Source organism: Nostoc sp. CENA543 (assembly GCF_002896875.1).
GTDB lineage: Bacteria > Cyanobacteriota > Cyanobacteriia > Cyanobacteriales > Nostocaceae > Trichormus.
The window spans coordinates 3,153,656-3,175,160 of sequence record NZ_CP023278.1 but is presented as its reverse complement, the minus strand read 5'-3'; the positions used below and the strand labels follow the sequence as shown (position 1 = coordinate 3,175,160).

The window sequence follows — 21,505 nt, the reverse complement described above, 5'->3', positions numbered from 1 at the left end:
TTTATATCCAGTCGCACCCACTCTTAACGGTACGATATAGATATGGCAACTATTGAAATCTTGGGTTTCCCACACGCATACGAGCTAACTGCTCCCACGTCCAGTCCCCATGCTTTGGTGTTTGTTCACGGTTGGCTAAACAGTCGTGGATACTGGCAACCTGTGATCTCGCGGTTGTCAGAGGATTTTCAGTGTTTGTCTTATGATTTAAGGGGCTTTGGTGAATCTCAGTCTCAGTTAGATACTGAGTTCCCAGAGGAAGAAAGTTCCATCAGTTCTGCCTCTAAATCCATTAGCAACCTAAATTATGCTTTTGAGTCTCTCCATACACCAGCTGCTTACGCTCATGATTTAGTCACCCTCTTGCAACAGTTAAATATTGCCAATGCTTGGCTAATTGGTCACTCTTTAGGGGGTACGATCGCACTCTGGGCAGCAGCGCAAATGCCGGAAGTAATTAAGGGTGTAGTCTGTATCAATGCAGGTGGTGGGATCTATCTCAAAGAAGCTTTTGAGCAATTTCGCTCCGCCGGACAAAAATTTTTACAAGTTCGTCCCCGTTGGTTATCTCAAGTACCTCTAATTGATTTTTTATTTACCAGAAACAATGTATCTCGTCCATTAGATCGCTATTGGGCGCGTCAGCGCGTGATTGATTTTGTCGTAGCAGATCCTGAAGCTGCACTAGGATCATTACTAGAGTCCACAACTGAAGAGGAAATCAATCTTTTACCCAAGTTGGTGTCACAGTTGAAACAGCCAGTATATTTTATAGCTGGTGCTGAGGATAAAGTTATGGAACCCAAGTACGTGCGTCATTTAGCTAGCTTCCATAGGCTTTTCCAATATTGTGGCGATAATGTGATTGAAATTCCTGATTGTGGACATCTGGCCATGTTGGAACAGCCAGATGCTGTGGCTGATCATATTCGCGCAATACTGACAAAGCAGGGATCAATAGTCAATAGTTAATGGGCATTGGGCATTGGGCATTGGGGACTGGGGACTGGGGACTGGGGACTGGGGACTGGGGTTTAATCTTCCCTGCACCCCTACACCCTTACACCCTTACACCCTTACACCCTTAACTGGATTGATATAACTTCATCACCTCCGTTAACGGCAGTCTAGACTCTACGCCCAATGTTAAGGGTGAAGTATGACCACGGGATAAATGATCGGCGGCGGCGCAGGCAATCATGGCGGCGTTATCAGTACAAAATTTTAAGGGTGGGAAAAGAACACGAATGTTATGTTCAGCAGCAGCAACTTGTAAATTTTTTCTTAAGCCACTGTTAGCCGCTACTCCACCACCTACAGCAATTGTACTTAGGCTATAGTCAATGGCACAGGCGATCGCTCTTTTGGTTAATGCCCTGGCTACTGTCTGTTGAAAACTGGCGGCTAAGTCGGCTACTGGCAATGTTTGCTCATCTTTTTCTAGCTGCTGCACTAATCTTAATACTGCTGTCTTTAACCCGCTAAAACTGCCATCATAGCGATGAAAACCCCCACCAGGTAAAGATACTTTGCCTTCTGGCAATGCAAACGCTTGGGGATTTCCAATTTGGGCGAGTTGATCAATCACTGGCCCGCCTGGATAACCTAGATTTAACAATCTAGCCACCTTATCGAAGGCTTCTCCGGCGGCATCATCACGGGTTTCACCTAAAGTTTCGTAAACTCCACATTCCTTAACATAGATTAAGCTTGTATGTCCGCCGGAAACCAGTAAGCTAAGAAAAGGGGGATCTAAAGTTGGCTCACTCAAATAAGTGGCGTAGATGTGACCTTCGAGGTGATGGACTCCCAAAAATGGTTTATTGTACAAAATCGCTAAAGTTTTGGCCGCAGTCAAACCCACTAACAACGCTCCCACCAATCCAGGGGCGCAAGTGGCTGCGATACCGTCGATTTGCCCCCAATCTAGTTGGGCTTGCTCCAAGGCTTGGGCGATCGCTAAATTAATGATTTCCAAATGCTGGCGCGATGCGACTTCCGGCACCACTCCACCATACTGCCGATGCACCGCGATTTGGGACGTAATAATACTGCTGCAAACTTGACGATTTTTAACAATTGCCACGGCAGTTTCATCACAGCTAGTTTCTATTGCTAAAACAGTTACCATTCCAGGTGTGTACCACAATTGCGACTTGTTTGAGAAGCTTTAACTTTTATTTACTTCAACTTTACTCGATTCCCGCCCAAGAGTATGATGACTTGCTAGTTAAGCAAATAAAGACTGTACAAGCCGCTTCGTTTTGTACATAAAACTTTTTCTTTTGCAATAAAAGGAAACAAATCCATGAGAAGATTGTTTGCTTTGATTTTAGTGATTTGTCTAGCATTCAGTTTTGCCCCCCCAGCACAAGCTTTGGGTGCAAACCTGACCCCCTGCAAAGACAATCCTGCATTTCAAGCACTAGCAAAAAACGCCCGTAATACTACAGCCGATCCCGAATCTGGTAAAAAACGTTTTGAACGTTATTCTCAAGCCCTCTGCGGCCCAGAAGGCTATCCCCACCTGATCGTAGATGGTCGTCTTGATCGCGCTGGCGATTTCCTAATTCCTAGCATCCTGTTCTTGTATATTGCTGGTTGGATTGGTTGGGTAGGTCGTGCTTACTTACAAGCCATCAAGAAAGACTCTGACACCGAACTCAAAGAAATCCAAATCGATTTGGGTCTAGCACTCTCCATCATTGCTACAGGCTTTGCATGGCCAGCAGCTGCCTTAAAAGAATTCTTAGCTGGCGAATTAACCGCGAAAGATTCAGAAATCACTGTTTCTCCTCGCTAATCCCAGTTAGTTCACTCACTTGTTTTGGAGATTAAATCATGGCCGACAAAGGTGATCAAAGCTATTTGATTAAGTTCATTTCTACAGCACCCGTGGCAGCAACTATCTGGTTGACAATCACAGCTGGGATTTTAATTGAATTTAATCGCTTTTTCCCAGACCTTCTTTTCCACCCCCTACCATAAATTCAGAAGTCAGGAGTTAGAAGTAAGGCAAAAGTAAAAAGTCAAAAGTCAAAAGATTCTCTTCTTTTGCCTTTTAGCTTTTGACTTATATTTCTCCCTGGGTTTTCGTGGTCAAAGTGCGACCCTTCTAAATTTAGAGGCAAACGTAGAATATGCAAGCAGTAGACGCATCCAAAAATTCTCCTGGCGATCCTAGAAATCGGGAAGTTGTTTTCCCTGCTGGTGATCCACAAATCGGTAATCTGGAAACCCCAGTCAATTCCTCTCCCGCAGTTAAGTGGTTCATCAATAACTTACCTGCTTATCGCCCAGGCTTAACCCCTTTTAGACGCGGTTTAGAAGTGGGTATGGCTCACGGTTACTTATTGTTTGGCCCCTTCGCTAAACTAGGCCCACTGCGTAATGCAGACAATGCTAACTTGGCAGGATTGTTGGCTTCTATAGGTTTAGTTGTGATCCTCACAGCTTGTCTATCTTTGTATTCCAACAGCAACCCACCCAAAGCCTTAGCTAGCGTGACTGTACCCAATCCCCCAGACGCTTTTAATTCCAAAGAAGGCTGGAATAACTTCGCCAGTGCTTTCTTAATTGGTGGTATTGGTGGTGCAGTAGTAGCTTATTTCTTGACCAGTAATTTGGCTATCATCCAAGGTCTAATAGGCTAATTTTAAATTTTTGGTAATTGGGCATTGGTGATTGTCAGTGATTTTTGACGATTACCCATGCCCAGTTACTAATTTGTTATTCACGAGAAAATCTCACAGTCAAATAAGAAAGAGGGACTGGGGATTGGGTACTGGGGACTGGGAAAGTAGGGGGAGCAGGGGGAGAAAAACTTCACTCATTACTCATTAGTCAGCACCGGCTAAACGCCCCGCTTCCGCTAACAGCACTCAACACTCAGCACCGGCTAAACGCCGCGCTACCGCTAACACCACTCAGCACTTTCTTGATCCAAAAAAGCTTTATTTGCCAAACACAGCCGCTTCAATGGCATTGAGAGCAACTTCAAAATCATCATTGACGATTTGGATATCAAACTCATTAGCCGCTTCAATTTCCTCATGGGCGCGTTGCAGACGACGGGCGATCGCCTCTTCAGAATCTTGTCCCCGTCCTCGAATGCGTCTTTCTAGTTCAGCGAAGGAAGGCGGCAAAATAAAGATACTCAAAGCTTCAGGGAAGGAAGCCCGAATTTGTCTTGCTCCCTTGAGTTCAATTTCCAAAACTACTAAATGGCCAGACTGCACTTGACGCAGCACAGCTTCACGAGGAGTGCCATAGTAGTTTCCAGCAAATTCTGCTGATTCTAGGAATTCTCCTTGAGACGCTAACTGCTCAAACTTACTACGGCTAATAAAATAATAATTTTTGCCCTCAATCTCTCCTGGACGGGGGCGGCGAGTCGTCGCCGAGACGGAATAATACAGTTCCGGATGACGCTGTAGGAGCGATCGCATCAGCGTACCCTTCCCGACCCCACTTGGCCCGGTTAACACAATTAACTTGCCTGACACAGCACTATCTTGGGTAGTAGCACAACTCTGGATGGGTAGAACTTGCATCATCCGTTTAACCTGTGAATTCATCAAGAGACATCATTCGTTAGTAGATTAGTAATTTAATCTGGTATGTGCCTCTAGAGCAATCCTTAACTAACGAATTTGTAGCACTAGTGACAGAAAACCTCATCTAATTCACATCGTACTGCTGTTTTGATGTCTATGGAGACAACCCCCATCAATTTTCTACAGCATGGTGTTCCCTAGAAATCACGAAGCGATTCGCTACCGTTTCTGGCTGAATGGCTGACAAAATTACGTGACTAGAATCAGTGATGATGACAGCCCTAGTGCGGCGGCCGTAAGTAGCATCAATTAGCTGACCTCTGTCCCTCGCATCGGTAATAATCCGCTTAATCGGGGCAGATTCAGGACTGACAATGGCAACAACTCGGTTAGCCGAAACAATGTTACCAAAACCAATGTTAATTAACTGTATATCCATAAAAAAACAGACACCGAATGTGGTGTACAAAGCTAGTAGTGAATTTATTCCCATGTTATCCCTAAAAAAAGGGAGTTACAACGAATTCATTCTACACAGCTTGAGTTTTTTCTTAACACCTGCTTTTTTCGATAGTGTCTCAGTTAAATTGCTGAAAAATCTGCCCTTAGAGATAAGTAAAGCATACCCTTAAGAGGTAGTGCTGGAGCCAGTTATTAGCAGTATCTAAAAGTGATTTGTTAGCATGGCTATAGCCTCCAAAATATCAATATTATGGAGACAATTATCCAGAAATTTTGCGTAAATTATTTCTGTTTATGGCGAGAAGAATTTTTCAATTCTTGCCATTTTTGTCGCAATTTATGTAAGTTAGGAGTATTACCTCCATAACGCCAACTAACATAAGCTTGACAAATATCATTGATGACTTGAGCATCATTTGTTGTGTGATACTCAGCAGCTACTTTTGCATACTCTAAAGGTGTCTGTGCAGGATGTTTACCTAAACCTTTTTGGTTAGCCCATAGCAGCATTTGTTGATAAAGACGCTCCATCGGTGGTAATTTACTTAGACCCCGACGGTTTACCCAATCTCGCCACTGCACCCAGCCTAACCAGGCTAAAAAAGCTGCCGTAGTGGTTAATATCAGCCCTGTGAGGATGCCTAACCAACCTTGAGTAAATAGGGCAATAAACCAAGCGATCGCTTTTCCTAGCCAGCTAAAAATTGCCCCAAAGACATGATTAAAAAATCCTGTGACCGGTGACGGTAGCCACCCAGCTACCCACTGCCAAAACTGACGCAACACACTAAAAGTTTGCGTCTCTTCAATCGATGGCGGAATCAGGGGATGATTAGGAATGGGGTCAAAGGTAAACCAGCCATATTTCGGGAAATAAACTTCCGTCATGGCGTAAGCATCTGTATTTTTGACTACATACATTCCCGTAAAAGGATTAAACTCCCCAGCACCAAACCCTGCTACTAGTCGCGCCGGAATCCCAATGGAGCGCAGCATCACCGTCAAAACTGTGGAAAAATGGTCTGGATAACCGCCTTTATGTTTAAATAAAAACGCTTCTACCAAGTCTTCTTTGTCATCAAAAAAAGGTAAATCTAAAGGATTTTCCGGAATCGAATAGTTTTGTTTGATATATTGAGCTAGATACAGAACTTTTTCATAGGTGGAATCTAGGGTTTTCTGAGATTTACCGACCCGTTCACGGTTGTAGTTAGCTAAAATTTCTTCCGTCCGTTGCCTAACTTTGGTGGAAATTTCTGGGGGTATCTGGAGGTAGTATTTTTCAATATCAGGCGGATAATTGGTATTAGCTGTTCCTAGTAAAGTTCGATCGCGGTACGGAACGTCAGAAATCACCGTATATGTCAAATCTTCTCCTAATCCCACAGGCGATCGCAATCCCCCCTCTTTATCCACCGCGATCACAGGTGTAGGAAAGTAAATCTCTCTGGGATAAGACATCGCCGGAATCAGATTCGGCAATTCTGAGACTATCGTATAGGTTTGTATGACTTCCTTCGTTTTGCCAGAAACAGGTGGTGGAGATAAATAAATTTGGTAAGACCAAGGCGATCTTTTAATCGTCGCCACATCATCATTACGGGAAACTTCCCAACCCTTACCCGTATAACGGTCAAAAGCCAACACCCGCCAAAAGCCTTCAACTTGCGATCGCACCCGCATCACTACCTTGGGCTTCATCTCTCCCCGCAAGTTTTGGTTAATCTTGCTATTAAAACCATAATAAAAGCCACTGTCTAGCTTTCCTGGTTGTCCATTGCTATCAGATGCCGTACCATTGCCTTGATTATCCGCATTACCTTGACGGACATAGCCAGGGTTGATAATGCTCCGACCAGTAAAGCTATTTTTCACCTCAATAGGCGAACTCACAGGAAAAGTCCGCAGTTGATAGCCAGGGAAACGGGGTAAAAATGCAAAGACCACCAACCCCAAGCCCACCACTACGGTAAATAGTAAAAAATATGTAGGTAACTGTTTAGTTAATTTAAATGGCTTTGCCTTTTGCCTTTTGCCTTTTGCCTTAACCAAACCTAACTGTGAGCGGTAATTCACCACTAAAGTCGGCAAGGCGATCGCTAAAAATAATAATAAAATGGGTGCAAAAGCTAAAGTCTGACTTAGGGTTGCCGCCACACCCAACAAAATTAACCCAATCACAATAGAATAGCCCAGGTTTTTACGCCGAGGCACATCAAAACCATGTAGTATTTGCAGTTGAATTAATAACTCCGCCAAAGCCAAGCGCGTATCATTCAATTCACCAAAGATATTGCCAAAAAAAGCTCCCAAAGCCATTAACATCCCAATGGCAATACAAAACTTGACGGTGATATTAGCTTGACGACGGCGGTAATAACTCCAACCTGCACCAACAAAACTTAGAGGTATTGCCCACAGACTAAAGGTCGTATTAGCCGCAATATCTACAGCCGCAATCCCTGTGATTACCAACGCTAGCACTAGTACCCGCAAGGAAATGGAGTCTTCCACTTCCACCGATGGCGATTCCTGATGATCCTCTCGCCCGTAACTGACACGCAGATGCCAAAATCGATTCAACCTGGTTAAATTAAACATTTCCAATTTCGCTAAAGCGATAGAGTAGATGCTTTATAGAGACAGATTTTCGGGAAGTTCCTGTCAAAAAATCAGAACTCCCCGAAAGCAGCCTTTGGGAATTATAGATGTCTTGTAAATTTTCATTCTCGTTGCGGGTGATTGTAGAAGCCCTAATGACCCCCGGTTGAGAAAAATATAAAGATGCCAAAGCCACGATAATTAACTTATCTGTGGGTGTTGATCAACTGTTGGTGTGCTAGCGTTGGTAATCTCACTTAGATGGTGGGATTAATCACAAAGACCAATGGTAATTGATCCAGTTCTGGACACTCAACCTCTAAAAAGTAAGTTGGGTGGAGTTGCTGACCCGCAATTTCTACACTCAAGCATCCAGGAATTGATGACTGTGCCATAGCAATGGAGTTTTCACCCCGTAGTGTCAAAATTCCTTGAGTGGGTAAATCGCCATGAACACGCAACAGCTTGGTGTCACCTTGGGAGTGATATTCGACCCGCAGATTGAGAACACCGACACTAGTTAACCAGAATCTTTCTACAACTGGCTGACTAGGAGAAACTGGTAGAGTCAGATTCTCTAACAGTTGTTTAGCCGCCATGAGGGAAATTGCCATTTGTTGATGAGACCCTAAATCTGAGTAATCATTCTCGATATTAGGTATAGACTCTAATGGCGATCTGTGGCTGGTACGTAAGACCAAGCCAGCAAGATTATTGATGGTGTAAGGTTCGTTGGGGAACAAATCTTCCACCGCCTGCACTAATTTTGCCCCGATTGGTAGCGAAGATGTCACCAGTTGTTGACATTTGGCAAATAGTTCTTGAAATACTTTCTCTGGTAGAGGAATGGGAAGATTCAACTTAGATTGCTGCGCCATCCATCCCCAGTTCGGGGCAAATACTAGTGATGGCTCATCCAGAGTATCTGGATAGTCTACTATTTGTGTTTCCCAGGGAAACAAGGGTGGGTGGTTTTCGATGTGAATTTGTAACCGACGTTTAATGACGGCTTGAAAACGTTCTTGCACAGTAGGAATTTCTCCTAGATAAAAATGTGTGGGTGACACTTCCCAACTCTAACTCACCATGATTTGTACTGGTAGTTTGGCTGGGAGAGCAAATCTCCCCGATATCCTGACAATTTCCCTGATGGTTTTCTGGGGGGTTGATACTACTATCCAGAAAACCGCGTAGGTAATTTTGTAGGGATTCTGAGTCACTATTCATGAGTGGATGCACTAGATCCGGATACTAAGGAATTACGAATTTCCCAAGCTTGTTCCAAAATTTTGAACCACCGTTTTTGTAGTTGTGCCATTGATAACCCTAGAGTTTTCGCTATTTTGTCATCGGCTAATCCTTGTTGTTTTAAATTCAGTAAAGCTCTTTGTTTCTCGTCTAGCTCAGAAGTGTAGGCTTGCCACTGATGAGGTGTTAGACCCAAATTGGTGTGCAAAGAAGCCTCTAACCATTCGTGTACCAATTCCCAACGATGTAGCAAAGCGAACCTAATAAGATGATACTTGAAGCGTTGTTGTAAGTAATCTCGCTGACGTGGAGTTAAGCCTAAAACGTTTTCAATTTCTTGGGCTGACATATCCTGAAGACGCAGGGAAAAGTAATCAGCACAGTCAGATTGATCACGTTGTTCTAAATAACTCATTAATTCCGAAATCACAACGGAACGCAGTGTATCTTCTTCTGGTTCTGGTTCTGGTTGGGTAGCCATTGCCGCCCGTAATTGCTGAACGGCCGGTTCTTCCCAAGAACCATCACCTTCATTGCTGCTACCTTCTGCGGCTTGTTCGATATCAACGTTAGTTTCTGGAGGTTGTTGTTGGGAAAAAGTTTGAGCGCGGAGAATAATCAACTGCTGCTGGCGACCTGGCAAGGGAATCCGCCGTTTACCGTAACGTTCGGTAAATGCCATGTACTCTGCTAGTTCTAAAAGCGTTTTAGGGCTGTAGGTAGGGCCGAGTTGATTTTCTCGACGGAAGGCGTTTAAGGCTTCTAAATAAAAACTTTGTAGGAAATCTTCTATGATTGTCAGCCGCCCTTGATAGCTCAATTGGCGTTGGGGAGGATTAATGTAACGATAAATAATGGCACTTAATGTACTATGTAATTCAACTCTGCCCCGGTTAGAGCCTAGTTGATAATATCTCAAACATTGCTGTAGTCTGTGTTTAGCCAAGGTCATGGCAGAATTTTCTACAGCACCAGAGGCTTGAATACGTTTACTTTCGCTACAAATCCTGTATACTTCGGTAGTAATGCGATTGGCTACATCGCGACAGTTCTGATCTGAGGCCTTGGTGAATTGCTGTAGCTCTTTGTAGACAAGTGGGAAAATCACTTCTACACCGATAGTATTTTCTCCCAGAGCATTGGCGGTTGGAATAGTTGCTGTTGCGGCTGAATTCATAGTCTCGGTTTTCAAAAGACCCTATACATAAACTTAAATAGAACTTGTGACGGAGTGGGTGTTGGCTTTATGGTTTTGCGTATCAGCTAAACGCTACCCCATCCTTAGACTCAAGGATGTGGCTGATTTTATTATTCCCAACTGTAATGGGATCAATCACATGGCGATAAATTTTATTGCCTTTACCCAACAGACGTTAACAAGTCATTATGGATTTAGAAACACAAATTCAATTGCTGATTAACAATGCACCCAGTGATGGTGTTACACCTCATCTTGTTGCAGCAATTGCTCCTGTACTTGTGGCGATCGCTCAAAAATTACGTCATTCCCAGTACCATATTCTCCAAGATGGGGAGGGTAGCTGGGTCTTGACTACGTTGAGCAAGCGTAGCAACCCAGGAATCGAAAAGCGTGTGGTTTACGCTTTTCCTACCATACAGGATGTTTCCCTAATTTCACCTGCTGGGCTTGACCCTCACCTGACCCCTAAAATTGTTCCCGCAACGCACATTTTGTTCCAACTGGTGGCATTAGAACCCGTAGATAGTATCGTTTTTTTGGAAACGCCGGGTAAAACCACCCATTCGTATGAAGTCAAGCGTCCTCAATTCCAGAAACTCATACAGAAACAGTTACGACAACAACCCAAGAGTACAAACGTACCTCCTGATATTGCCTAAAAAAAATGGGGATGCTGGCTGTTTTCAATACATGCCAACATACCCAAATTTTGCTCAAAAAAATCTCAAAAATTTTTGCTAAAAATCAAAAAATTTTTTTCCCTTTAGGGAAATCGGATCTTTAGTCTCTACTTTTTAGCCAAGCAGTTAGGGACTTCCAACTAAAAAAATATACAATCGCTGTGGTGAGCAGGGGGGCAGGGGGCAGGGTGCAGGGGGAAAAATCAAAATATTCTCCCTCGGAAATTGAAGAATTTCTTTTCTGGAAGTCCCTTCACCGATTTTAGATTTTGGATTTTGGATTGACTGCACCCATCACGCGATGCAGCTTGGGGATTTTAGATTGACTATCCTCTTGACGGGACAGGCCAGCGAACGTAGTGAAGGTAGCAAGTGAGCGCAGAGAGTATTTGAGATTTGTTCGGCTCACTCTCTTGCGGGGCTTACACCAGAAACAATCGAAAATCCAAAATTTACAATCCAAAATTTGAATGTCAACAGATTAATACAATCTGCTCAATCCATATTCCGCAATATTGATTAATGTCTGGTGAGATTCTGACGGTGGCAGAACGGCTAAATGGTCAATCGCCAACTTAGTGTGGTGAGCCGCTAAATCTCTGGCTTTCTGTATCCCCTGGCTAGCCTGAACTAAATCTAGTGCTTGTTCTAAATCACCAGTTTGGGCAAATTTTCGCTCTATTAAAACTTCCAAATAAGGTTTTTCTGCTAGGGCAAATAACACGGGTGCGGTCAGATTACCACTTTTGAGATCCGAACCTACAGGTTTACCTAAAGTTTCGGCGGTACTAGTGAAATCTAGAATGTCATCCACAATCTGAAAAGCTATACCTAGATGACGACCATAGGCATACAAATGTTCTGCAACATCCTTGGAAACTTCACTAAGTATTCCCGCCGCTTTAGCACTGTTGGCAACCAAGGAGGCTGTTTTGTAATAGCTTTTTTGGATATAAGTTTCTATGGAGATGCTGGTGTCAAAGCGATTTGATCCTTGCTGAATCTCCCCGGTGGCCAAATCCATAATCACTTCAGAAAGTAATTTGACCACTTCTAAGTTGTCTAGGTTGGCGAGATACCAAGATGATTGAGCAAAGAGAAAATCACCGGCGAGGATGGCGATGCGATTACCAAACAAGCTATGAACGGTAGGAACACCCCGCCGGACTTCTGACTCATCTACCACATCATCATGTACCAAGCTGGCTGTATGAATCATTTCGGTGATTTCTGCTAGCCGACGGTGGCGTGCTGTGATGTCTTGGTCTAACATGGTAGCCCGCGATATTAATAGCACGATCGCTGGTCTGATACGCTTTCCCCCAGCCCCGAAGAGATGTTCGGCGGCAATAAACAGAATGGGGTGGCGATTTCCAACTAGCTGTTTGAGGTTATCTGCTAGTATTCGCAGGTCTGCTTCCACAGGGGCAAACAGGGAGGTGGCTGGGGTCATGGGTGGGCGGACTCTGACTTTAGTTACGAAAGTTTACATATCCTAATGTTTATTCTAAGATAAGCCTGTGCCAGCGCAAAGTTTTACTCCGATAATTGAGAATGATAAATATTGAATATGTATCATTACCTATGGTTTAGAACAAATTTGATTTAAGTATTGTTACTATCTGCTTTTACCTGGTTTTATTAAAGACTCAGTATGATTTCTTGAAACTCTTGCTGAGAAAGATTATATTTTGTAATTTATGAATTTCATGTGGCTGATCAAACATACTTAAATGTATATTTATCTAAATTAAGTGATACCAATTAAATATTAGTTATCTTTATGTATAAATTAATGACTTCTTGTATCTCTGTAAGTAGCTAAAAAATTTGAAATTTCGCCTCAAAGTTGGCTTTGTTATGTTACCCTATAATCTAGGGATTTTAAATTTTTCAGGTATTCACGCCACAACAGTAATTCACTTTTCAGTGAAATTACTTCTTCAGTGTTGTGAGTTACGGATATAATTTCCTTCAACATTAATCAAGGGCATTTCCTCTTGATGTGTGTTTGTTGCGAAAGTTTCTTGGCTAGGGAGATAAGTGAAGTTTTTGAGAAGCGTTGTTATACGCTTCTAGTTTGCTTTGAGCGTAAGCTTTCTTCCAGTTGTCAAGATATCAGCAAAAATCAAGCAGACTAGGTAAGCTGCTGAGGAGTGCGGTATTGCGTCACATTCAAGTGGCGTGGTATTTGCTGTCGGATGTATGGTCTGCAATCAATTAAATATCACATATCTCAGCCGGAGAGAATTAATTACTCTATCGGTAGAGTTTAGCGTCACGTAATACGGACACCAAAATGTTATTTGTTTGGTGCTGTTCCTGCTGCTTTTATTTAAGTTCCTGATTTCTATGAAAAGGTGCTGGTGGGATTATGGTTTACGGGAATATGCCTATGATGATTTTTATTTTAGCTGCGGGATATTTATTCACTGTTTATCTATTATTGGGTTTAGCAAAACGCACAGGAAAAAAGCCTAGTCAGTAGTTATTAGTCATTAGTCATGATAAATTTGGTAGATAGCTTATCCAGGCAAGAGTAAAACCTGATTTGGGAATGTGACTATGCTTCATGAAGCAAAAATCCAGAGCATTTGACAAAGAGCTAGAATCAGCAGTGTTGATTTGATTATCTAGTGGTTAAAAATGGTTTTTTGCTAATGACTAATGACTAATGACTAATGACTAATGACTATGAATATTAGCGAAATCTACCGCTTCAACGATGGGCGTAAAGCCTAACCAATTGATTCCAGATTGGGCAAACTGTTGGGGAGAACCACTAACAGCAAAGCGAGTTGGGAGGGGAGGATGAGTGTTGTTGAGACCAAGTAGTTCTAGTTCTTGACTACAAGCATTGACGACATAAACAGCAGGGTCAATAATTTTTACTTGAGTAGGCAGGAGCGATCGCACTACAGGAGCAAGTAAGGGATAATGGGTACAGCCATACACTAAAGTATCGATATCTTGTTGCAGCAAAGGTTCTAAATAAGATTTAGCAACTTCTGTAGTGTAGGGGTCATGAATGCGATTCTGCTCAATGAGTGGGACAAACTCTGGACAGCCGACTTGCCACACTTCTACTTCTGGGTTGATTTCTAAGATAGCGTGCTTGTAGGCGTTGCTTTTAGCTGTGGCTGGTGTAGCAATAATACCGATGCGCTTACCTTGTTGAACTGCGGCTTTAGCTCCAGGAAGAATCACCCCCAAAATTGGGATGTCATATTCTGCACGGACTGTTTCTAGAGCCAAGGCAGAACTCGTATTACAAGCCATAATCACCATTTTCACCCGTTGCTGCTGCATCCAATCGAGGATTTCGCGGACAAATTGGGTGATTTCGGCTTGGGAACGAATACCGTAAGGTAGCCTAGCGGTATCGCCGAAGTAGATAACTGATTCATGAGGTAACTGCCGATAGATTTGACGCAATACCGTTAACCCACCAACACCACTATCAAATACACCGATGGGAGCGCGTTGAGGCTCCTGTTCTAAGAATTCGTAAAGATTACCTTCAAAACTGGAAGATGAATACACAGGCAGATACTGATTAAAAATTTGGGGGATTTAAAATACAGAATTTAGCAGACATTTGGCCAAATGACCATTAAATTCTGTAGATATATCAATTGAGCATTTTTAGTATTTAGGCAATTTGATCATCTCTTTAAATATTGCAGGATACCACGGGCGATCGCCTCTGCCATACGATTTTGATATTCTGGTGAACCCAATCGCGGATTATCTTCCCGACCTGTCATATAACCTGTTTCTACTAAAATCGAAGGCATGGAACTCTTTCTGAGAACATAGAATCTAGCTTTACGTGTGCCTCTATCTTTAATAGTGCCAATACTTTGTAAGATACTGTTGCGGACTGTTTCCGCTAAGGCGTAGCCACTATCGTAATAGTAGACTTCTAAGCCATTGACATCTGGGCGATTATCTACAGAATTGGCGTGAACGCTGACGAAAACTGTAGCATTGGCGCGTTCAGCAATATCGACTCTACCTTGCAACTCCACAAAGAAATCAGCATCCCGCGTCAGTACGGCTTGCACACCATTCTGCTCTAAAATTGCGGCTATGCGGCGACCAATAGGCAAAACTACATCTTTTTCCAAAAGTCCACCCAAGCCTGGCGCGCCTGAGTCTTTACCACCATGTCCAGGGTCAATCACTACTATGACTTTACCCCTGGGAACTGAGGAACGAGGGGTAGAAGTGTTGTTTCTGGGAATATCGATATTGGGATTGCGTGACTGAGATGGATTATCTGAAGGGACAAAGATTGGGGGTGTCAATCGGCGTGAGCCTTGTAACTCTAAAGCCAGAAGTTGGTTGCCGACTTGATTGAGTTCCCCTACCTGCACTCCGGCTGAAGGTTGTACTAAAACAACTACTGTATTGGGTGCTTGGGGTTGTAACCGGACTCTGAGAATTGGACTATTGGCCGTGAGAGTGGGGCCTTTAACATTGGCGGCTAATTTAGCATTATTAATAGTGATCCGAAATAATCCTGTGGTTCTATCCCAACCACCTTGAGCAGATATAGATTGATCTGCTCGAATCAATAACTGTGTCCCATTTTCAGCTAACTCTATCGCTTCAATATTGGCTGGTGAATTGCTGGAGATGGTTTGTGGGTTATTCTCTCTAGGTAATGTAACGGCACTTCTATTCGGTATCACTACAAACCCACCCACACTGCTAGTGCTGACTCGCCAGTCAGAACTATTTTTATCCAGCAGCATGGTCATTCTGACAGTTTGATTGGTGTTTGGTAATTGGGTAAATTGAATGCGGCTAACACCATAACGATTGATAGAAAAGTCCTGCTGTCTCAGGTTTGGTGATAAGGATGCACCTGCAATATCAATGTTGAGTACCTGCTGATCTTCAGTGCGATTGACTCGAACTTGGGGATTACCGCCACGAGTGCGGACAAAAAAGCCATCACCTGTAACTTGCAGGTTTTCAATTTGCGTAGTGGAGGCGAGATTATTATTGACTTCTGGTTCGCGATTTGTAGGGGTGACTGTGTAAATATTTCTCGGAGATGGATTTGAGGGTGGCTGCTGGGCAATTTCTGGGTTATCGATATTACCTTCTGCTACAGGTGTGGGTAATTGAACCGTCCAACGACTGGCGGTAATCCCTACAAACTTGATTTGTTGGGGGTCGAGGGTATAACCAGGGGCTAGTTCGATGACGATGCGGGTGGTTTGGGGGTCAAATTGTCCTACACGCACAGCCCGAATCGCGCCCCCTACCTGCTGAGTCAACTGGGGTCTGCCGAGGGTTATCCCTGGGAGGTCAATTACTAAACGTGTCGGATTAAAGATTAGTTGGGCTTGTGGTTGGACGCTACCTGTAGTGTTAATTTCTAGACGGTTTTGATTGGCATCAAAACGCCAAGAACTTAAACTTGTTGCCCAAGTTGGCGATGACAGTAACAATACTGTACCTACAGTTCCGGTTAGTAGCCACTCTAGTTTCACAATCTATATTCTCCTGATTCGCATTCATGAGAGCCTGTAGCAGTTATCAGTGATGCAGTTATTAGTTATGAGTGCCAGGAAAGCAACTTTGATAACTGTTCACTAATGTCATCTCAACATATTCGCAAATCCTCACACCGTCACCGTCCAAACCTGGGCATGGTTGCCATCAAATTTTGTATCGGTATAAAAATACATCTGATGGCGTAGTATCTTAGCACGCCCTTGTAATTTTGCCACTGGGCGATCGCGCGATTCGTTATGAGCATAACAAATTAGCGTCGGAGATATTGGAGAATCCCACGGGCGATCGCATCTGCCATTTGGTTTTGGTAAGCTGTGCTTTGCAACTTAGCTACATCCTCGCGACCAGTCAAATAACCTGTTTCCACCAAAATAGAGGGCATAGAACTTTTTCTGAGGACGTAAAATCTGGCGCGTCTGACTCCCCTGTCTCTGACATTTACACCTTGGAGAATACTGTTATGAACTACACGCGCTAGACTCAAACCATTGTCGTAGTAATAAACTTCTAATCCACTCACATCAGGACGACCTGCGCCGGCGGAGTTGGCGTGAATACTTACAAAGACATCCGCTCCAGCACGTTCCGCCATTTGGACTCGGCCTGGCAAACTGACGAAGTAGTCAGCGTTCCTGGCCATAATGACTTGCACACCGTTTTGTTGCAAGACTTGAGCAATCCTTTGGCTAATGGGGAGGATGATATCTTTTTCCCGTACTCCCCCAATTCCGATTGCACCTGGGTCTTTTCCACCATGTCCAGGGTCAATCATCACTACTACTCTCCCTCTAGGTGCAGGACGAGTGGGTGGGGTGGTGGGTTGGGGGTTGCGCGGATCTGGTAGTTGTCCTTGGATGGGAGGTAGAGGTGGTGTAGTAACTGAACGACGAGAACCTTGTAATTGTAGAGCCAATAATTCACTACCAACTTGGTTGAGGGAACCAACTTGCACCCCAGTAGCTGGTTGGACTAAGACAATAACTGTGTTGGGGTTTTGAGTCTGTAACCTAACTCGGAGGATAGGGCTATTGGCTGTTAATATCGGGCCTTTGACGTTAGAGGCTAACTTGGCATTATTGATAGTAATGCGGAACAAACCAGTATTGCGATCCCAACCACTGGTAGCTGATAAATCTTGATTAGCGCGAATGAGCAATTGATTATCTGCTAGATCAATAGATTGAATCGTTGCTACATCGCTGTCAACAGGTGGTCTGCTGGGAATAGTAGTAACATTTTCCGAGTTATCAGAATTGGTATTGCCTGGGAGTCTCACCACACGACTGGGTAGAATGACCAAACCACCGACACTACTGCTACTAACTCGCCAGTCTGGACTATTTTTGTCTACCCGTAAAGTTATGCGGACAGATGGTGTGCGGGTTTGCAGTTGGGTCAGTTCTACACGGCTGACACCATGCTTGTTGACAGTAATATTGCGCTGATTGAGACGGGGGGATAAAGTTGCACCAGCGATATCCATAAAAATGGTAGAGCGATCGCGGCTACGAATTGTACTGACTTGGGGATTATTCCCGCTTGTCCGCACAAAAAAACCATCCCCAGTTACTTGTACGTTCTCAATTTGAGTTGAGCCAGCAGCACTGACTACATTTTCTGAAAACTCTGGTTTCGCATCAGAATCTAGGGTGACTACGTTATAAACACTATCTGGATTAGATTCCGTGGTTTCCGCCACTGGTCTAGGTAACTGGACAGTCCAGCGACGGGGGGTAATCCCCACAAATTTGATTTGTTGGGGGTCGAGGGTATAACCAGGGGCAAGTTCGACAACGATGCGAGTAGTTTGGGGGTCAAATTGTCCTACACGCACAGCCCGAATCGCACCCCCTACCTGCTGTGTAGACTGGGGTCTGCCAAAAACAATTCCCGGTAGGTCAATTACTAAACGTGTGGGACTAAAAATCAGTTGTGCTTTTGGTTGTACGTTTCCTGTAGTGTTAATTTCTAAACGGTTTTGACCGGCATCAAAACGCCAAGAACTTAAACTTGTTGCCCAAGTTGGCGATGACAGTAACAACACCGTACCCACAGTTCCGGTTAGTAGCCACTCTAGTTTCACAATCCTTTCTCCTGATTCGCGTTCATGAGACCTTTCAATATCTCAACATATTGGCCTGTCGTCACACCTTCACCACCTAAAATCTTGAGTTATATTGCCTTTTTGTCCTGAAAAAATTGGTATAAAAATGTAGTTTAATGCTTTAGATTCTCAGTATGCCCTGAATTGTCTATGGACTATCAGAGCATCATGTTTCAACTCATTAGAACAAGATGTCATCATGAGTGAGTCAGATATGTATGATTGAGTGCTGGTATAGAATTTTTCTGTAAAAACTCCAACTAGTGTTAACTGAAATAGTGCTGAAATTTGTAGTTGCTACCTTCTGTTAACTCAACAATCAGCGTAGATGAAGACTGAAAAGAAGATAAAACTGGCAATAAATTAAGTTCCAGATGTTAATACGAATGACACATAAAATTCATATTTTCAGGGGACGGAGATTCTAAGATAGAAGTTTCCTCATAATAAGGGATTGGGGATGGGGAATTGGGCGTTTGAAAATATCATCTACCCTGCTTACCTTCTGTTGTCCCTCTGCACCTCTAGATATCATCTCCACACAGATTTTTAGGTGGTTGATGGGGATTGGCTCAAGACGCTCAAGCCTGTGATTACTTTACCAGCGATCGCTACCACAATCAGGAAAGTTGCCATAACTAGACTTTGCCGATGGTACTGGAAATGGCTGGGTATAATACTCATAAGTCCGTTTTCATGCTTCTAATCAAGAAGAATATCAGCACCAGCATACCAGTAATGGATCATATCAATGCAAGATAGTCTACGGGTAGGCTTACACCATCGTCACAGAAGCAAGTTAGGGACTTCCAATTTTAAAAATATACTATGACGCTGATGGCAAGGGGGCAGGGGGCAGGGAGCAGGGGGAAACAGTTGTTTTGAAGAATATAAATTTGGATAGTTTATTTTCTGGAAGTCCCTTAAAAATTTAAAATTCTAAAAATAAGACTCAACATAGTTTTTCGCGGTGGTATCTGCGTCTGATTTCAATGGCTAACACCTGCTAATTCCATCAGGTATTGCCAGTAAATATCTGAGACTGGTACTACAGATAATCTAGGGATGCGGAGTAAATCAAACTCTGCAAACTTCTGTGTTTGTTTGATCTGGGATAAAGTGACAGGCTGAGTTACTTTTTGCAATGGGCGTATATCTACGACTACCCGCTTGGCATCATTTAACGTGGGGTCTGGATAAGCCTGACTAGAAATCTCAGCCATACCCATAATTTGCCGTTCTTTTCCAGTGTGATAAATCCAAGCCAAATCTTGAGGCTGCATTGTTCGTATATGTTTGAGTGCTAGGGGATTATTCACACCATCCCAAACTGTACCACCATCTCGTTCTAAATCAAAGTACGAATAGTCATCTGGTTCAGTTTTGAGCAGCCAATATGCCATAGAGAATCTTCCTTGTTGACTTGAGATATCTGCTAAAGAGTTGTGTTTGCTGTATTGATAGCTAAACTTGAAAGCTTAATTTCGATGTATTTCTTAATAATTCGTCTAAATTGAGTAATTAAACTGAAATTTATGTATAATTACTATAATGCTGACCGTTTCTTCTAAAACCAAGAGGTGACAAAGAAAGTTCATTGATTTCTCAACCTTTCAGATGAATAAACTAAGTTGAGTAATTTGTATAGAAATCATGGTTGATTTCTGGAAAGAATCAGTACATCATTGTTTCCTTTTTCTCTTCTCTGTTCCCTACATACACAATTAATTTCAATAGTAAAGACGGATTTTTATATATTCAAAGTAATTATATTATTGTCCTCATTTACAAATATGTAAGATTGTATCCGCAATTTCTTAATAAAAACAAAGTAAATTCATGCAAAAATGAATAATCTGGTAGTGGCAAAAAATAATATTCTATAAATTTAAGCGAAATAATTTTTAATCCACTATTTTTTACATAAAAATTTTTCATATTTCCTATGAAGGCTAACATTAATGCTAAATCAATTTTATTACTTGCAGCCAATCCTAAAGGAACTAAGGGTTTGCGGTTGCAAGAAGAGGAAAGGGAAATTAGAGAAAGGCTACGCCTAGCCGGATACGGAAAGACACCTATCAACTCGACTGGAGCAACCCGACCAAGAGATATTCAGCAAGCAATGCTAGACTTTAAACCCCAAATCGTCCACTTCAGTGGTCATGGTGCTGAACAGGAAGGATTAGTGTTTGAAGACGTAACAGGACAGGAAAAGTTGGTTGATACTTCTGCTTTAGCCAACCTGTTTCGGCTATTCTCTAGTCGTGTTGAATGTGTTGTTTTAAATGCCTGTTATTCTAAGTTTCAAGCTGAGGCGATCGCTCGATACATTGAATATGTAATTGGCATGAGTAAGGCAATTGGTGATAAAGCAGCAATTGAGTTTTCTGTAGGTTTTTACTCTGCTCTAGGAAGTGGAGAATCAATTGAATTTGCTTATGAGCTTGGTTGTAATGCAATTCAGTTAGAAGGCTTGCCAGAAGAATTAACACCTGTTCTTTATAAAAAAGGAAAACTACTACAAATTTATATCGGAAATCGAGTCTTTAAAGATGATGATGATGAAACAACTAATGAAAACAGTCGAAATCTTGTCAGGAATAATTACAGTACAGATATTAACAATACTCTTCTCATAAATCAGTCTTTAGAAATTCCCGTAGAAACCTCTGTCAACAACCCAATTCAACAACCTCACAACCAATCTGAAGAACCGTCTAGTAAAGATGAAGTTGTGCTGAATCTCATTGAGCAATTATTTGATGCCTTATCTAGTCCTAATCTAGAAATAGGTATCCAAAAATTTGCAGCGATCGCGCATCATTCCTTATTTATAAACGATCAAATTGATCCAGCTTTTCGTAAAAATAGCTTTAATGTAGCTGCTAGAAGATTCAATTTGTATAAACAACCTATTAAAGTTATTGGGAGTGAATATACAGGAAGAACAAGACTGGGTTCAAGAGGTAGTAAAGAAGATGGGAGAGAAGAAAAGTATGCGATTGAACGCAAGGATTATTCCGCCGGATTAAAAGGACATATTAGGATATTCTTTCCTACTAACGGTGAGTCAGCTAAAATATCAGGCTTAAATCTTTAAATATAAAAGAAAGAAGAT

General features: G+C 42.7%; 18 protein-coding genes. 6 read left to right on the top strand and 12 right to left on the bottom strand.

The annotated features are described in order from the left end of the window. Nucleotides 1-42 precede the first annotated feature (42 nt). Nucleotides 43-972, top strand: coding sequence for an alpha/beta fold hydrolase (locus tag CLI64_RS13065; RefSeq protein ID WP_103137636.1), 930 nt, complete (start codon nucleotides 43-45; stop codon nucleotides 970-972). Between the two features lie 112 nt (nucleotides 973-1,084). Here CLI64_RS13065 and tsaD read toward each other — a convergent pair whose 3' ends face one another. Beyond that, nucleotides 1,085-2,131 carry a tRNA (adenosine(37)-N6)-threonylcarbamoyltransferase complex transferase subunit TsaD gene (gene tsaD, locus CLI64_RS13060; RefSeq protein WP_103137635.1) on the bottom strand — a complete coding sequence of 349 codons (1,047 nt, stop codon included), beginning with the start codon at nucleotides 2,129-2,131 and terminating at the stop codon, nucleotides 1,085-1,087. Between the two features lie 177 nt (nucleotides 2,132-2,308). Between tsaD and CLI64_RS13055 the strand changes: the two genes are divergently transcribed. From CLI64_RS13055 to CLI64_RS13045, 3 genes are all read left to right on the top strand, one after another. Then, the gene (locus CLI64_RS13055) at nucleotides 2,309-2,803 is read left to right on the top strand and encodes a Photosystem I reaction center subunit III (RefSeq protein WP_103137634.1); all 495 of its coding nucleotides are present in this window, start codon (nucleotides 2,309-2,311) and stop codon (nucleotides 2,801-2,803) included. 38 nt (nucleotides 2,804-2,841) lie between these two features. Continuing rightward, nucleotides 2,842-2,988 carry a photosystem I reaction center subunit IX gene (gene psaJ, locus CLI64_RS13050; protein WP_103137633.1) on the top strand — a complete coding sequence of 49 codons (147 nt, stop codon included), beginning with the start codon at nucleotides 2,842-2,844 and terminating at the stop codon, nucleotides 2,986-2,988. A 152-nt stretch (nucleotides 2,989-3,140) separates the two neighbouring features. Next, nucleotides 3,141-3,653, top strand: a complete 513-nt coding sequence (locus tag CLI64_RS13045; RefSeq protein WP_103137632.1) for a photosystem I reaction center protein subunit XI — start codon at nucleotides 3,141-3,143, stop codon at nucleotides 3,651-3,653. Between the two features lie 300 nt (nucleotides 3,654-3,953). Here the strand turns inward: CLI64_RS13045 and gmk are convergent, their stop codons facing one another. The 5 genes from gmk to hetZ all read right to left on the bottom strand — a co-directional run bounded on the left by gmk (nucleotide 3,954) and on the right by hetZ (nucleotide 10,044). After that, nucleotides 3,954-4,556 carry a guanylate kinase gene (gmk, locus tag CLI64_RS13040; RefSeq protein WP_103140703.1) on the bottom strand — a complete coding sequence of 201 codons (603 nt, stop codon included), beginning with the start codon at nucleotides 4,554-4,556 and terminating at the stop codon, nucleotides 3,954-3,956. A gap of 172 nt (nucleotides 4,557-4,728) precedes the next feature. Next, nucleotides 4,729-4,995 carry an extracellular matrix/biofilm regulator RemA gene (remA, locus tag CLI64_RS13035; RefSeq protein ID WP_103137631.1) on the bottom strand — a complete coding sequence of 89 codons (267 nt, stop codon included), beginning with the start codon at nucleotides 4,993-4,995 and terminating at the stop codon, nucleotides 4,729-4,731. Nucleotides 4,996-5,300: 305 nt separating this feature from the next. Next, nucleotides 5,301-7,619: a DUF3488 and DUF4129 domain-containing transglutaminase family protein gene (locus CLI64_RS13030; RefSeq protein ID WP_103137630.1), complete on the bottom strand. Its 2,319-nt coding sequence runs from the start codon at nucleotides 7,617-7,619 to the stop codon at nucleotides 5,301-5,303. A gap of 257 nt (nucleotides 7,620-7,876) precedes the next feature. After that, nucleotides 7,877-8,686, bottom strand: coding sequence for a PatU (locus tag CLI64_RS13025; protein ID WP_225977578.1), 810 nt, complete (start codon nucleotides 8,684-8,686; stop codon nucleotides 7,877-7,879). A gap of 152 nt (nucleotides 8,687-8,838) precedes the next feature. Then, a complete protein-coding gene (gene hetZ, locus CLI64_RS13020; protein ID WP_103137629.1) occupies nucleotides 8,839-10,044 on the bottom strand; it encodes a heterocyst differentiation protein HetZ in 1,206 nt (401 codons plus the stop codon). A 209-nt stretch (nucleotides 10,045-10,253) separates the two neighbouring features. On the opposite strand from hetZ, the gene CLI64_RS13015 reads away from it, so the two are divergent. Next, nucleotides 10,254-10,727 carry a hypothetical protein gene (locus tag CLI64_RS13015; protein WP_103137628.1) on the top strand — a complete coding sequence of 158 codons (474 nt, stop codon included), beginning with the start codon at nucleotides 10,254-10,256 and terminating at the stop codon, nucleotides 10,725-10,727. A gap of 502 nt (nucleotides 10,728-11,229) precedes the next feature. Here CLI64_RS13015 and sds read toward each other — a convergent pair. From sds to CLI64_RS12990, 6 genes are all read right to left on the bottom strand, one after another. Continuing rightward, nucleotides 11,230-12,201, bottom strand: a complete 972-nt coding sequence (sds, locus tag CLI64_RS13010) for a solanesyl diphosphate synthase (protein ID WP_103137627.1) — start codon at nucleotides 12,199-12,201, stop codon at nucleotides 11,230-11,232. 1,232 nt (nucleotides 12,202-13,433) lie between these two features. After that, entirely contained in the window at nucleotides 13,434-14,291 is an 858-nt protein-coding gene (murI, locus tag CLI64_RS13005) for a glutamate racemase (RefSeq protein WP_103137626.1), read from the bottom strand. A 122-nt stretch (nucleotides 14,292-14,413) separates the two neighbouring features. Then, nucleotides 14,414-16,255: an N-acetylmuramoyl-L-alanine amidase gene (locus tag CLI64_RS13000; protein ID WP_103137625.1), complete on the bottom strand. Its 1,842-nt coding sequence runs from the start codon at nucleotides 16,253-16,255 to the stop codon at nucleotides 14,414-14,416. A 275-nt stretch (nucleotides 16,256-16,530) separates the two neighbouring features. After that, on the bottom strand, nucleotides 16,531-18,363 hold the full coding sequence (locus tag CLI64_RS12995; protein ID WP_103137624.1) for an N-acetylmuramoyl-L-alanine amidase: 1,833 nt from the start codon (nucleotides 18,361-18,363) through the stop codon (nucleotides 16,531-16,533). A 570-nt stretch (nucleotides 18,364-18,933) separates the two neighbouring features. Further along, entirely contained in the window at nucleotides 18,934-19,068 is a 135-nt protein-coding gene (locus tag CLI64_RS32085) for a hypothetical protein (RefSeq protein ID WP_308418388.1), read from the bottom strand. Nucleotides 19,069-19,373: 305 nt separating this feature from the next. Continuing rightward, complete coding sequence (locus CLI64_RS12990; protein WP_103137623.1) at nucleotides 19,374-19,787, bottom strand: EVE domain-containing protein; 414 nt, start codon at nucleotides 19,785-19,787, stop codon at nucleotides 19,374-19,376. A 542-nt stretch (nucleotides 19,788-20,329) separates the two neighbouring features. On the opposite strand from CLI64_RS12990, the gene CLI64_RS12985 reads away from it, so the two are divergent. After that, on the top strand, nucleotides 20,330-21,487 hold the full coding sequence (locus CLI64_RS12985) for a CHAT domain-containing protein (protein ID WP_103137622.1): 1,158 nt from the start codon (nucleotides 20,330-20,332) through the stop codon (nucleotides 21,485-21,487). The last annotated feature ends 18 nt before the right edge of the window (nucleotides 21,488-21,505 follow it).

What these genes read in the sequence shown, in the direction of transcription:
- CLI64_RS13065 (WP_103137636.1), top strand. Translation starts at nt 43, where the DNA reads ATGGCAACTATTGAAATCTTGGGTTTCCCACACGCATACGAGCTAACT.
- tsaD (WP_103137635.1), bottom strand. Translation starts at nt 2,131, where the DNA reads ATGGTAACTGTTTTAGCAATAGAAACTAGCTGTGATGAAACTGCCGTG.
- CLI64_RS13055 (WP_103137634.1), top strand. Translation starts at nt 2,309, where the DNA reads ATGAGAAGATTGTTTGCTTTGATTTTAGTGATTTGTCTAGCATTCAGT.
- psaJ (WP_103137633.1), top strand. Translation starts at nt 2,842, where the DNA reads ATGGCCGACAAAGGTGATCAAAGCTATTTGATTAAGTTCATTTCTACA.
- CLI64_RS13045 (WP_103137632.1), top strand. Translation starts at nt 3,141, where the DNA reads ATGCAAGCAGTAGACGCATCCAAAAATTCTCCTGGCGATCCTAGAAAT.
- gmk (WP_103140703.1), bottom strand. Translation starts at nt 4,556, where the DNA reads ATGATGCAAGTTCTACCCATCCAGAGTTGTGCTACTACCCAAGATAGT.
- remA (WP_103137631.1), bottom strand. Translation starts at nt 4,995, where the DNA reads ATGGATATACAGTTAATTAACATTGGTTTTGGTAACATTGTTTCGGCT.
- CLI64_RS13030 (WP_103137630.1), bottom strand. Translation starts at nt 7,619, where the DNA reads ATGTTTAATTTAACCAGGTTGAATCGATTTTGGCATCTGCGTGTCAGT.
- hetZ (WP_103137629.1), bottom strand. Translation starts at nt 10,044, where the DNA reads ATGAATTCAGCCGCAACAGCAACTATTCCAACCGCCAATGCTCTGGGA.
- CLI64_RS13015 (WP_103137628.1), top strand. Translation starts at nt 10,254, where the DNA reads ATGGATTTAGAAACACAAATTCAATTGCTGATTAACAATGCACCCAGT.
- sds (WP_103137627.1), bottom strand. Translation starts at nt 12,201, where the DNA reads ATGACCCCAGCCACCTCCCTGTTTGCCCCTGTGGAAGCAGACCTGCGA.
- CLI64_RS32085 (WP_308418388.1), bottom strand. Translation starts at nt 19,068, where the DNA reads ATGAGTATTATACCCAGCCATTTCCAGTACCATCGGCAAAGTCTAGTT.
- CLI64_RS12990 (WP_103137623.1), bottom strand. Translation starts at nt 19,787, where the DNA reads ATGGCATATTGGCTGCTCAAAACTGAACCAGATGACTATTCGTACTTT.
- CLI64_RS12985 (WP_103137622.1), top strand. Translation starts at nt 20,330, where the DNA reads ATGAAGGCTAACATTAATGCTAAATCAATTTTATTACTTGCAGCCAAT.